Raw genomic sequence first — 13,689 nt, forward strand, 5'->3', positions numbered from 1 at the left:
TGAACAGGAGACTCAGCCGACGCGGTCCGCCGCCCTGGGCTCCTCGGCCTGGGCCGCCCGTCCCGGCCGCCGCATGAGGAGGACCGAGACGATCCCGAGCACCGCCGCGCACAGCGTGGAGCCGATCGTGATGGCGGCGAAACCGCTGCGCGATGCGTCGTCGGCGTCGCCCGCGAAGCTGGCGAAGAGCGAGCCGAAGAGCGAGACCGCGATGGCCTCGCTGCCGAGGCGGACCGTGTTGATCCAGCCCGCCCCCATGCCCGCCTCGTCCGCTGGTACGTGCGCGAGCGCCTCGCCGTCGACGAGCCCCGCCTGCAGCCCGAACCCGATGCCGACGACGACCATCGGCAGCGTCATCCAGGCGAGCCCGGGAGCGGCGGTCACGCCCGCGAGGACGAGGCCCACGACCAGCAGGCCGATGCTCCACGTGAAGACGGTGTGGGCGGGTGTGCCGCGGGCGGTCAGGCGGGCGGCGATCAGCGGGGCGACCAGGACGGGCAGGGTCAGGAACATGAGGTACGCGCCGCTGGCTCCCGCCGACGCGCCGTACGCGCCCTGGAAGAACACCGGAAGGTAGGCGACCGCGTTGGTGAAGGTGAACGACGCGACCGCGACCACCAGCGTGATGCCGGCGAAGCGCCTGCTGCGCAGGGTCCGCAGGCTCAGCAGCGGGTTGGGCGCGGTGGACTCGCGCCAGGCGAACAGGCCGTAGCAGCCGATGCCGACGGCCGTGCAGAGCAGGAAGGGCGGTGAGGCCCAGCCCGTCGCCGAGCCGAGGGCGAGGCCGCCGAGCGTGACGGTGGTCGCCGTGCAGAACAGCACCGCGCCCGGCCAGTCGATGCGGGCCGCGCGCCGTTTCTCGTGGGCGGCGGCACGGCGGATCATCGGCATGCCCGCGCAGGCGACGACCAGGCAGGCCAGCTGGAAGCCGTAGACGAGGCGCCAGCCGGAGAGCTGGGTGAGCAGCCCGCACAGGGACGGGCCGAACGCGAGCGAGAGACCCGCGACCGACCCGAGGAGGGCGAAGGCGCGGGTGCGCCGTTCGCCCTCGAAGTTCGACGAGACGACGGCCGAGCCCACCGAGAAGACGGCCCCGGCCCCCGCGCCGGCCACCAGCCGGGCCCCGTCGAGGACCCAGTAGTTGCCGGCGACGAGGCTGAGCGCGGAGCCCGCGCCGAAGGTGAGCAGGCCGAAGAGCAGCGCCTGCCAGCGCCCGATGATGTCGGCGACGGAGCCCCAGACGAGCGTCGAGCAGGCGAACGTCAGGTTGTACCCGTTGAGGACCCACTGCTCGCCCACCGACGAGCTGCCCAGGTCGTCGGCGATGTCGCCGAGGGACACGGCGGTGCCGGACACGGACAGCGGGACCGTGAAGATGGCGAGCAGGATGACGGGCATGAGCAGGCGCGTGCCGGGCGCCGGCGCGGCAGGGCGGTCAGGCGCGGACGTCATCGGTCACCCGGCACTCGTCGAGGAAGTCGACGATGTGGCCGAACACGTCGAGCGCGGCGTTGCGGCCGATGAACGCGTCGAGGTGGCCGTAGCCGGGCACCTCGACGTACCGGACGTCCATCTCGGGGTACCGGCGCTTCAGGACGTCGTGGCAGATCTCGTTCGAGTCGTACCAGAAGCGGTTGTCGCTGCCGGACAGCAGCATCAGCGGGGCGTCGAAGGAGCCCGCCTCATCGAGGGCGTTCTTCGGCAGGGCGTCGTAGCGGCCGTCGCCGTCGTTGTACCGCATCATCGTGTGCGCCAGTTCGATGCTGCGCAGGTGCGGCAGGATCCACATCGGGACCGTGCCGTACAGGTCGGCGAGGCGGTCGTGGGTGATGTCGTCGAGGTTGTCGTGCTCGAAGAGCGAACCGCCGACGCCCCAGGAGTCGTTGTGCAGGATCTGGCAGTTGGGGTCCTTGCACTCGGCGCCCAGCGACACCTCGGCGAAGATCAGCGAGTGCTTCGACCACATGCCGACCTTCTTGAAGTCGGTGGGGATGTTGACGAAGCGGGAGCGCAGCAGCTCCCCGCCGAAGTGCAGGCGGGCCCGCGTCTTCCAGGACATCTTCGGGGTGAGGAACACGCCCTGCGCGACGACGCCGGACAGGCCGGGCACGAGGCCCGCGGCCATGCTCAGCGACAGGCACATCGCGCCGATGCAGTGCGCCACGACGAGGAGTTCGCGTCCGTCGATGCGTTCCCTGATCAGCGACACGGCCTCGGGGATGTCGTAGAGCGCCACGTCGTCGAAGGTGTAGCGGATCCGGCCCTCGTTGTAGGGCAGCCGGCAGCTGCCCCGCCAGTCCAGGAGCCACGGTTCGTAGCCCGCGTCGAGCAGGACGTCCACGAGGTTGCGGGTCTCGGGCAGCGTGAACATGTCGGCCGACGCGGTCAGTCCGTGCAGGATCAGGACGACCGGGCGGTCGGTGGAGCCGTCCTCGGGGGCGACGCGGGTGAGGCCGAGCCGGGTGCCGTCGGAGGCGGTGAAGGGGATGTCCTCGACGCGGTCGCCGAGTGCGTGGTGGAGGGGCCTCAGCGGCGTCATCGGGTCTGCTCCCTTTTGATCATCAGCTTCCTGATCTTGCGTTGCAGCTTGTCCTGGTCCCGGTCGATGGCGTCCTTGCGCAGGTCGAGGAGTTCGGCGACGGCGCGCAGGGACGGTTCGGCGAGGCCCATGCCGACCTGCACGAAGAACCAGGAGAGCCAGGCGAGTTTGGCGAGGCGCCGCTCCTGCGACGACAGGCGCGGGTCGACCTCGATGCCGTCGATCTGGTCGGGCACGTAGCTCTTGCCGGGGACCTTGACGACACCGGCGAGGGTCGCGGGTTCGTTCTCGCGGCCGATGGTGACGTCGATGGTGCGGGTCTGCTTCCAGAAGTCGCGGCTGGCGCGGGCCGTCTTCCAGCCCTCCAGCCACCAGCGGCCGCCGTCGCGGTCGACGAGGACCAGGCGGTAGCGCAGCAGCGGATGGTCGCTGCCGTGCCGCAGCGGCACGCCCTCGTCCGGGCGCACCCAGATCTCGCCCGCCTCCACGGACAGGGGCTCCGGGTGCAGCCGCTCGCAGAACACCTCACCGCGGACGTCGATCTTCCGGTGGCGTACGACCTGGTACATGCTGGCGATGGAGAGGGTCAGCGCCATCCTGCACTTGGCGTCGCGCTCCCCGCCGACGGGACCGATCCGCCCCTTGGTGCGCTCGCGGAACTGCAGGTAGGGCGGGTCCTCGCGGCTGGGGAGGCGGGCGACGCCGTCCTTCGCCATCCGCTCGAAGGCCTTCAACTGCGCCTGCGATCCGTACCGTTCGGCCTCGGGCAGCCGGTGCCGGGCGACGAAGCGGTCGGTGCGCTCCGAGCCCGCCTCCGGGCCGAACATCAGTGCCTCGAAGAGTTTCATGGCGGTGGGGCTGCGCAGGATGCGGATCAGGAAGTCGAGCTCGGGCACGGGGTCGGCTGCGTGCCGTTCGATGAGGTCGTCCCGCCAGTCACGCCAGTTGGCCACCCGGACGTTCATGCCGGCCAGCTTCATGTCCTTGACGAGCTGGGGCAGGGTCTCGGCGCGGCCCGTGACGTTGTAGTTCTGGCCCCACGCCTCGGGGTCGAAGACCACGGCGGCCGTCACCTTGCTGATCCAGTCGACCGGCGCGAGGTTCATGAACTTGAAGGCGGGCACGGTCCGGTACCGGGAGAACGCGCCGATCAGGCCGGTGCTGAGGTCATGCGGGTTGTACACACCGGTACGGGTGTGGCCGCCGATCGCGCCGGGCCGCAGGAACGTGACGGTGAGCCCGTGCTCGCGGGCGCGCCGCAGCACCGCCTCCGCGGCCCACTTCGACTTGTCGTAGCCGGCGAAGAGCCGGTCGATGTGGGCGACCGGGTCGTCCTCGCCCATCTTCTCGATGCCGACCTCGTTGAAGACGGCGACCGAGGAGATGTGGTGCAGCGGCTTGGCCCGTCCCGTCATCGCCAGTTCGGCGAGGGCCAGCGGGCCGAGCACGTTGGTCTGGCGCAGCGAGGGGTAGCCGCGCAGGAAGTCGACGGCGGCGGCGACGTTGACGATCGAGTCGAGATCCTGGGCGAGCCCCTCCCACACGTCCCGCGCCAGTCCGAGGAGCGGCTGCCTGAGGTCGGCCGCGAGGACGGTGACCCGGCGCCGCACCTCGGCGGTCCAGGGCTGGTCGAATCCGGCGAGCGCGTCGGCGAGCCGCCGCTCGGCCGCGGCATCGTCGGCGGCGCGCACCAGGCACACCACATGGGCGTCGCCCTGCCGCAGCAGGTCGAGCAGAAGGTGACTCCCGAGATACCCGGTGGCGCCGGTGAGCAGGATGCGGCGGGGCGGCACGGGGTCGGCCTGCCGGCTGAACGGCAGCCGGTCGGCCAGCGCGAGATCGGCGAGGATCGCCTCCAGGTCCTCCTCGTGGGCGCCGCTGTGGGGGGCGGGGATGACTACGGGGGCGATGGAGGGGGCGGTTGGAGTGACCGTGGGGATCACAGGTACGGGGGCGGCCTCCGATGCGGCCGACGCCGTCGTGGGCAGGCCCAGGGCCTTGGCCCAGCGCTGGGCCAGGCGCCGCGGACGGGCATCGGCGAAGACGTCGTCGAGGGTCAGCTGTACGTCGAGCTCCCGCGCCATCACCGCGACGAGCTCGACGGCGTCGACGGAGGACAGACCGGCGTCGAACAGATCCGTCTCGGAGTCAGGCGCACCGCCGGGGAGAAACCGGGCGGCGCGGGCCGCGATGTCCGCGGCGACTTCGGCAACGTTCCGCACGGGACCGGCGGCGCCGGGCTGCTCGGTGGACCCGGTGGCCCCGGCGGACCCTGCCGCTAGCGTCGGCTCCGCCGAACCCACACCGCCCGTCAGACCTACGCCGCCACCCGCCACGCCCGCACCGGCACCCTTCAAGTCCGCACCGCCACCCGCCAGACCAGCGCCGCCACCCGTCCGACCCGCACCGGCACCCTTCAAGTCCGCGCCGCCTGCCGACGCACTCGCGCCGACGCCCGTCGCGCCCACACCGCCAACCGCCAGGCCAGCGCCGCCACCCGCCAGGCCCGCACCGGCACCCTTCAAGTCCGCGCCGCCACCCGCCGGACCCGTGCCGACGCCCGCCGCGCCCGCACCGCCACCCGCCAGACCAGCGCTGCCACCCGTCAGGCCCGCGCCAGCGCCCTGCAGGGCTGCGCCAGCCCCCGTCGGGCCCGCGTCGGCGCCCGTCGCGCCCGCGGCACCGACCGTCGGGTTCGCGCCCCCCGTGGACGGGCTCGCATCCCCCGTGGACGGGCTCGCATCCCCCGTGGACGGGCTCGCATCCCCTGCGGACGGGCCCGCGCCCCCCGCAGGCGGCTGCGTGGGGGCAGGGCCGGTCGGCGGTTTCCGGAAGTGGGCGAGGAGATTGGCCGCGGCGCTTCTGCCGGGGCCGCTGCGCTCGATCGCCTCCTCCTCGGGTCGCCGGTTGACACTGCGGTTGCGACTCGTGCCGCTGGCCGCCTCAGGCATTGCTGTCCTCCGCTGCGTGATCGGATGCGGGGTCCCAGGAACGGAACTCCCGAAGGTGTGCGAGCCCCACCGCCGTCTCCAGGCGGGGTGCGTCGACGTCGCCGCCACCCAGGCGGGACACGAGGCGTCGGGCGGGAATGTTGCGTGGTGTGTTGTCGGCGATCAGGCGCACCGTGGTGCAGCCGTGGGCCTCGGCGCGGTCGGCGAGCCACTGCAGCAGCCGGTCTTCGACGCCCCGGCCGAGCACGCGGCAGCTCATCATCCAGGCGACGACTTCGAGCGCGTCCCCGTCGACGGTGACGGCCAGGACGCCGATCTGCCCGTACGCGCCGAAGCGGTCCCGTGCGGTCGCCGTCCACACCTCGCCGCTCTGCCGCAGTCGCGCCAGTTCGGCGTCGTCCAGGGGGCGGGGCCGCAGGTTGAACTGGTTGGTGCGCCTGCTGAGCTGCACCGTGCGCTCGGCGGTCTCCTCGTTCACCGGTTCGATGTCGAGTTCGAGCCGGAGGTTCTCGAGGAACTCGGCGAAGCCGAGCTGGGCCCTGGCCTCGTCGCGCACCTGCTCCTGCCGGTAGAAGTCGGCCCTGGCGGAGTCCTCCGCCGTCGCGGCCCGCGGCACCATCGGCCACAACCGGGTCACGAACTCGGCGAGTTCGTCGGCGCTCGGGCAGGTGAGGCAGAGGACTTCCGGCAACTGGGCACGGACCCCGGCGATTTCGACGGGGTTGTCGTCGAGGAAGAGGAAGCTGTCGAGGCCGAGCCGCAGCTCCTCGGCGATCCGTACGATCCGGGTCCACTTGGGTTCCCAGGCGGCGGAGATCGCGGCGAAGTGCTCGCGGCGCAGCGGGCTGTCGGGACGGTCGAGGATGCGGTGCACGGTCTCCTCGTCGTTGTTGGAGACCATGGCGAGCAGGACGCCTGCCTCCCGCCACTGGAGGAGCCGCGCGGCGAGCAGGGCACGAGGCCCGGTGAAGTCGACGTTCTCCGGGCCGACTTCGCCCGCGATGCCGCTCCACAGCGTCTCGTCGCCGTCGACGACGATCACCTTGGGTGCACGCCGGCGCACCTGCTGGAGTACGTCGGCGAGGCGCAGCGCCACCAGTGCCTGGAACTCGTCCTGGAACGGCAGGTGGGCCATCGCGTCGGTGTGGGCGTCGAACACGTCCGCCACCGGGTAGTCGTCGCCGGTCCACGTGCCGGAGGGCAGGACGGCGAGGCCGGGGACCTCCGCGAGGCGCCGCGTCACCCGCTGTTCCCAGTCCCGGAGGCGCCCGTCGCCGGCGCTCTCGGGCAGGAAGGCGACGACGAGCGGCTTGCGGGTGCGCTCGGCGAGGGAGCGCAGCGCCGCCGGGTACTCGTCGGCGAGCTGGTCGAGCAGCGCGTGCTCCGCGCCGCTTCCGGCGTCCGCGAAGCGGGTGAGGTCGCCGGGCCGCAGCAGGACGAGCCCGACGGCCGTCGCCGCCTGGACGAACACGCTGCCCGGATCGTGCAGGCTCGCGAGGACCTGGTGGTACGGCGCTTCCACCACCTCGAAGGGTCCGCCCTCGACCCCGGCGTCCCGCACGGCGAAGGACAGCATGGCCGGAAGGTTGCCGAGAGCGAAGGTCGCGGCGAGGGCGATCTGGGGAGCGGGGCCGGTGGTGAGCGCAGGGTCCGTGGCGGGCGCGGGAGCGGGCTCGGGTGCCGTCCGGCGCGCCGGTGTCGTCGCGTCCGTCGCGAACTGTTCGGCGAGGCGCAGGAAGTCCTCGGCGAGCGACGCGCAGGACGCGTCGTCGAGTACGTCGGTGTTGTACTCCAGGCCGACCTTCCCGAGGCCCGGCATGACCGTGACCATCAGGTCGAGGTCGGAGTAGCCGGTGCCCGCCGGGACGATGTGGAGGCCCTCCGCCGCTCCGGCCTGCGGCGGCATGTAGTTGAAGTAGACCTCGACGAGCGGCGCGTCCTTGCGGTACAGGCCTTCCTGGACGAGTGCGGACATCGCGTCAAAGAACGTGACGCCGCGCTCCAGGACCCGGCTGAGCCGGCTGTCGGTGCGCCGGAGGACGTCCTCGGCGGTGTCGTCGGCGTCGACCTGCGCGGCGTACGGGATCGGCAGTCCGAAGTAGCCGACGGCGTCGAGCGCCGACACGTGCATGCGGGTGTCCACGGGCACCGCGAGGACGAACCGGTCCCGGTCGCGCAGCCGCGCGAGGTGCGCGGTCAGCGCGCCGAGCCAGAACGCGGCGGGCGTGATGCCGAGCCCCCTGGCCCCGCTCTCCACCCGCTCCTGGAGCTCTCGCGGCAGGTCCGCGAGGTGCATGGCCGAGCGGTACGACCGCTGCGCGGGACGCGGCGCGGCGAGTTCCAGGTCGAGCCGTCCGGCCCCCGCGAAGTCCGCACGCCAGTCGGTGGCGGCCCCCTCCCCGGGCCGCGTGCCGGGACCGTGCTGGGCGCTCTGGGCGCTCTGGGCGCTCTGGGCGCTCTGGGCGCGCAGCAGCAGGTCGATGTCGCGGTTGGTGACCTCGGCGGGCGGCTCCGCACCCGCGAGCCCGGCGCCCAGGCCGTGCGCCACGAGCATCAGCGAGGCGAGGTCGGAGACGGCGTGGTGCGCGCCGAAGACGAGGACCTGCTCGCCGGACGGGCGCGCGAGCAGCTCGAACCGCCACAGCGGGGCCGCGGCCAGGTCGAACGGCGGCTCCATCAGCGCGCACAGCCGCTCGTCCACGTCGGTGTCCTCGGCGACGTCCGACCACCGCACGAGTTCGCCGTCGAGTGTGCGGCGTACCTCCAACTGCTGTACGCCGTCGGCGTCCTGGACGATCGCGGTGCGCAGCGCGGCGTGCCGGGCGGCCAGCGCGGTGATGACCTCGGCGAGCCGCTCCGGGGTCGTCGGCGCGGTGAGGCGCACGGCGAGTCCGATGTGGTGGGTGACGCCGGGCGTGCCGTGCTGTTCGGCACGGAGGAGGCGTACGACGTCGCGGGTGGCCGGGTGGCGTACGACGTCGGGGACGGTCTCGGCGCCCTCGGCGGGGGCGCCCTCCGGGGCGGACTCGACGGCCCCTTCCGCACCCGCGATCAGCTGGTCCGCGATGGAGTCCACACTCGCGCCGTTGAACAGCGAGGCGATCGGCAGGGACTGGCCGAAGTCGGCCTCGATCAGGCTGCGGATCTGCATGGCCATCACGGAGTCGAGGCCCTGGCCGACGAGTGCCGCACCGGCGTCGAGCTCCTCGGTGCCGAAGCCCATCGTCGCGGCGAACCGGTACCGCAGCCGGTCGACGACCGCGTCCCGCGAGTCGAGGGAGAGCCGTCCTCCGGCGTCCGCCGGGCGCCCCTGGCGGGAGCCCGCGAGGCGGCGGCGCGGCGGGTACAGGCCGGCGAGGAGCGGGGGCAGCAGCGCCGGTTCGGTGGTGCGCAGGACCGGTTCGTTGAGGGCGGCGGCAAGGAGCAGCGCGTCGTCCGCGTCCCGGGTGAGCGCCGCGTCGAGGAGCCCGAGCCCCTGTTCGGTGGAGAGCGCGGCGATGCCTCCGCGGTTGATGCGCTCCAGATCGGCGTCGCCGAGGTGCCCGGTCATGCCGGTGGCCTCGGCCCACAGGCCCCAGGCAAGGGAAAGTCCGGGGAGTCCGGCCCTGCGGCGCTGCTGCATCAGCGCGTCGAGGAACGCGTTGGCGGCGGCGTAACCGGCCTGGCCCGCGCCGCCGAGGACGCCGGCCAGGGAGGAGAAGGCGATGAAGGCGGAGACTTCCATGCCCTCGGTGAGCGTGTGCAGGTTCCAGACGGCGTCGGACTTCGGCCGCAGCACCGCGTTCAGGCCGTCCGTGTCGATGGACTCGACGACGGCGTCACGGAGTATGCCCGCCGCGTGGACGACGGCGGTCAGCGGATACTCCTCCGGCAGGTGGCGCAGTACGCGGGCGAGCTGCTCGCGGTCGGCGGCGTCGCAGGCGACCACGGTGACCCGGGCTCCCGCGGCGGTGAGTTCGTCGCTCAGGGCCGCCACGCCTTCGCCCGCGGGGCCGCGCCGGGACAGCAGGAGGAGGTGCCGGGCGCCGAGCCGGGCGGCGTGCCGGGCGACCTGCGCGCCGAGGCCGCTCGTACCGCCGGTGATGAGGACGGTGCCCGTGCCGAGGGCGGCGCCTGGGGCGGTACCGGGGGCCGCTTGGGCGTCCTCGGCGCGGAGGGACGGCACGTACAACCCGCCGCCACGCAGAGCCAGTTCGGGCGCGCCGGACCTGAGGACGTCGCTCAGCACCTCGGGGGCGAGGCCGTCGCCGTCGGTGGTGGCGTCGGTGTCCACGAGGATCACGCGGCCGGGGTTCTCCGCGCGTGCGGCCCTGGCGAGGCCCCAGACGGGGGCCTGCGCGAGGTCGAGCGCGGCGTCGGGCGCCTCGGCCCCGGTGAGCACGGCGTGGCGGGTGAGCACGACCAGGCGGGCCGAGGCCGTCCTGTCCCGCACCAGCCACTCCTGCACCCGGGCCAGGGTGTCCTGGAGGACGGCCCGGGCGCGGGCGGCGTCGGTGTCGCCGACGGCGGGTGTGGCGGTGACGTCGAGGACCGTGACGTCCGGGGTCTCCGTCCCCGGCGCCGCCCCGCCGTCACCCACGACGTACGGCTTCCAGGTGAGGGACAGCAGCGACGGCGTACTGCTGTCCGGGGTGGTGAGATCGCCGGCGGAGACCGGGCGTACGAGGAGGGAGTCGATGCGCGCGACCGGCGTACCGGACGGGTCGGCCGCCTCCACCGTGAACGTGTCGTCGCCGGTGGGCACGATGCGTACACGCACCTCGTCGGCGCCCCGGCTGTGCAGGGTGACCGAGCCGAAGGAGAACGGCAGCGGCGTGGCGCCTTCGAGGCTGTCCACCGCCGCGGCCTGCAACGCGGCGTCGAGGAGGGCGGGGTGCGCACCGAAGCGCCGCGCCTCCTCCGCCTGCCGGCCGGGCAGGGCGACCTGCGCGAGGATCTCGCCGTCGAGCCGCCACACGTCGGACAGGCCCTGGAACGCCGGCCCGTACTCCAGGCCCGCGTCCGCCATCGTGTCGTAGTGCGCGGCCGCGTCGAGGCGTTCGGCGCCCGCGGGCGGCCAGGCGGCGCCGTACAGCGGGTTGCCGTCGGTGTCCGTCGGCGCGCCGCCGGTGGCCGGGACAGCGGTGGTCAGGACGGCGGACGCGTGCCGGGTCCACGGTCCGGAACCGTCGGCCCTGCGGGGCCTTGCGTAGATGTCGAGGGGGCGCCCGGCGCCGTCAGCGCCGCCGATCCGCACCTGGACGTCGATGTCGCCCTGCTCGGGCAGCCGCAGCGGCGCGGTCAGCGTCAGCTCCCGCACGGTGTCGCAGCCGACCTCGTCGGCGGCGCGCAGGGCCAGCTCGACGAAGGCTGTGCCGGGCAGGATGACCGTGCCGAAGACCGCGTGGTCCGCGAGCCAGGGCTGGGCGGCGCGGGACAGGCGTCCGGTGAGGACGACGTCGTCGCTGTCGGCGAGCCGGACGGCGGCGCCGAGCAGCGGGTGCCGTACGGCTTCCAGGCCCGCGGAGCCGACGTCGGCGGAGGCGGCCGCGGCGGGCTGCCAGTACCGGCGGCGCTGGAAGGCGTACGTAGGCAGCTCGACGAGTCCGCCGCCGGCCAGCCACGGCGACCAGGACACGTCGAGGCCGGCGACGAACACCTCGGCCAGGCCGCGGAGCAGCTGGGCCTCCTCGTCCTCGTTGCGCCGGAGCGTGCCGACGGCGGTCACGCCCTTCGTACGAAGGTGATCGGCGTACTGCACGACGGCGCCGAGGAGCACGGGGTGCGGGCTGGCCTCGACGAAGACGCGGTGACCGGCCTCCAGGAGGTGGTGCAGGGCGGCATCGAAGCGGACGGTCTGACGCAGGTTGGTGAACCAGTACTCCGCGTCCATCACCGCCGTGTCGATCACATCACCCGTGACGGTGGAGAACAGCGGAACCTGACCACTGCGCGGCTCAATCTCCCCCAGTACGTCCAGCAGCTCATCGCGCAGGTCCTCGACCTGCGGCGAGTGCGAGGCGTAATCCACCGCGATCCGCCGCACCTGAACCCCATCGGCCTCACACGCAGCCATGAACGCATCCAGCTCGCCGGGTGAACCCGACACCACCACCTGCTCAGGCCCATTGACCACAGCCACCTGAAGCCCCGCGGTCAACCGCCCCACAACCTGGGCCTCCGGCGCCAAGACGGACACCATCCCGCCCTTGCCCGCCAACCGCACGATCGTCCGCGACCGCAACGCCACCACACGCGCCGCATCACTCAACGACAGAGCACCCGCGACGCACGCGGCAGCGATCTCACCCTGCGAATGTCCCACCACCGCAGCGGGGCGCACGCCCAGCGACCGCCACAACTCCGCCAGCGACACCATCACCGCGAACAACACCGGCTGCACCACATCAACCCGACGCAGCAGCTCCTCATCCCCCTCCCGCACCACCTCCAGAAGGGACCAGCCGTCCACGAACGGCTCCAGCGCCGCACCACACTCAGCCATCCGCGACGCAAACACCGGCGAGAACTCAAGGAGCTCCCGAGCCATGCCCACCCACTGCGAGCCCTGCCCCGGGAACACGAACACCGCACCACCCGAAGCACTCGCCCCGGCGCGCCCGGACACCACACCCGAAGCCTCACGCCCGGCCGCCAACTCACCCAGCGCAGACGTCAGTTCATCGAGGTCACTGCCGAGTACGACCGCACGGTGCTCCCACACCGCGCGTCCGGCCGCCAGCGTGTGACCCACGTCCCGCAGGTCCGGCAGCCCGCCCTCGTCGAGGCGGGCCAGCAGCCTCTCCGCCTGCTCCGCGAGCGCCGCCTCACTCCGGGCCGACAGCACCCACGGCACCACCGAAGCGGGCCCCTCAACCACAGGCACCGACACGTCGTCCTCAGGCGCCGCCTCAAGGATCACGTGCGCGTTCGTACCGCTGTAGCCGAAGGACGACACCCCGGCGCGGCGCGGGCGGTCGCCCTCGGGCCACGGGCGGTTCTCCGTGAGGAGCCTGACCTGGCCCTCGGTCCAGTCGACGTGACGCGAGGGCTCGTCCACGTGGAGCGTGCGCGGCATGACGCCGTGCCGCATGGCCTGCACCATCTTGATGATGCCCGCGACACCGGCGGCGGCCTGCGTGTGCCCGATGTTGGACTTGACGGAGCCCAGCCACAACGGCCGCTCTGCGTCCCGCCCTTGACCGTACGTGGCAAGCAGCGCCTGCGCCTCGATCGGATCGCCGAGGGTCGTGCCCGTGCCGTGGCCCTCGACGACGTCGACGTCCGCGGTCGTCAGCCTGGCCGAGGCGAGGGCGTCCTGGATGACCCGCTGCTGGGCGGGGCCGTTGGGCGCGGTCTGGCCGTTGGACGCCCCGTCCTGGTTCACCGCGCTGCCCCGGACGACCGCGAGGACCCGGTGGCCGTTGCGCTGCGCGTCGGACAGGCGCTCCAGGGCCAGTACGGCCACGCCCTCGCCCCAGCCGGTGCCGTCGGCGGCGGTGGCGTAGGACTTGCAGCGGCCGTCGGCGGCGAGGCCGCGCTGGCGGGAGAACTCGACGAAGACGCCGGGCGTGGAGAGCACGGTCACGCCGCCCGCCAGGGCGAGGGTGCACTCGCCGTCGCGCAGCGACTGCACGGCCTGGTGCAGGGCCACCAGCGACGACGAGCAGGCCGTGTCGACGGTGACGGCGGGGCCCTGGAGGCCGAGCGCGTAGGAGACGCGCCCGGACACGAGGCTGCCGACGCTGCCGCCGCCGGGGTCGTAGTCGTGGTGGAAGGACCCGGCGAAGACGCCGGTGGCGGTGTCCTTGAGGGTCTGCGGGTTGATGCCCGCGCTCTCCAGGGCCTGCCACGACGCCTCCAGCATGAGGCGGTGCTGCGGGTCCATGCCGTGGGCCTCGCGTGGCGTGATGCCGAAGAAGGCCGGGTCGAAGTCCGCCGCGTCGTGCAGGAATCCGCCGGAGCGGGTGTAGGTCTTGCCGGGGTTGCCGGGCTCCGGGTCGTAGAGGGCGTCGATGTCCCAGCCGCGGTCGGCCGGGAAGTTGCCGATCATGTCCTCGCCCTTGAGGACGACGTCCCACAGGTGGTCGGGCGAGGACACCCCGCCGGGCAGCCGGCAGCTCATCCCGACGATCGCCACGGGCTCGCTGCGACGGTCCTCCAGGCTCTGCAACTGCCCTCGTGTGGCGTGCAGTTCCTGCGAGACCGCCTTGAGGTATT

At 73.1% G+C, this 13,689-nt stretch carries 3 protein-coding genes and 1 pseudogene; all 4 read right to left on the bottom strand.

Going from position 1 to position 13,689, the window contains the following annotated elements; all coding sequences use genetic code 11:
• Positions 1-12 precede the first annotated feature (12 nt).
• Positions 13-1,452 (bottom strand): MFS transporter, encoded by a 1,440-nt coding sequence (locus ACZ7LU_RS13195; protein ID WP_471916736.1) that lies wholly within the window; start codon positions 1,450-1,452, stop codon positions 13-15.
• Positions 1,436-2,539 (bottom strand): alpha/beta hydrolase, encoded by a 1,104-nt coding sequence (locus ACZ7LU_RS13200; RefSeq protein WP_471916737.1) that lies wholly within the window; start codon positions 2,537-2,539, stop codon positions 1,436-1,438. Before ACZ7LU_RS13200 ends, ACZ7LU_RS13195 begins: the two co-directional genes overlap by 17 nt.
• Positions 2,536-4,896, bottom strand: a complete 2,361-nt coding sequence (locus ACZ7LU_RS13205) for a thioester reductase domain-containing protein (RefSeq protein WP_471916738.1) — start codon at positions 4,894-4,896, stop codon at positions 2,536-2,538. The genes ACZ7LU_RS13200 and ACZ7LU_RS13205 overlap by 4 nt, the downstream gene beginning before the upstream one ends.
• A 586-nt stretch (positions 4,897-5,482) precedes the next feature.
• Positions 5,483-13,615: pseudogene (locus ACZ7LU_RS13210) on the bottom strand (HAD-IIIC family phosphatase); the annotation flags it as partial.
• Positions 13,616-13,689 lie beyond the last annotated feature (74 nt).

The sequence above is a fragment of the Streptomyces sp. NPDC039462 genome (assembly GCF_055639375.1).

Bases quoted from the DNA above. Each gene is read 5' to 3' on its own strand.
- ACZ7LU_RS13195 (WP_471916736.1), bottom strand. From the start codon at position 1,452: ATGACGTCCGCGCCTGACCGCCCTGCCGCGCCGGCGCCCGGCACGCGC.
- ACZ7LU_RS13200 (WP_471916737.1), bottom strand. From the start codon at position 2,539: ATGACGCCGCTGAGGCCCCTCCACCACGCACTCGGCGACCGCGTCGAG.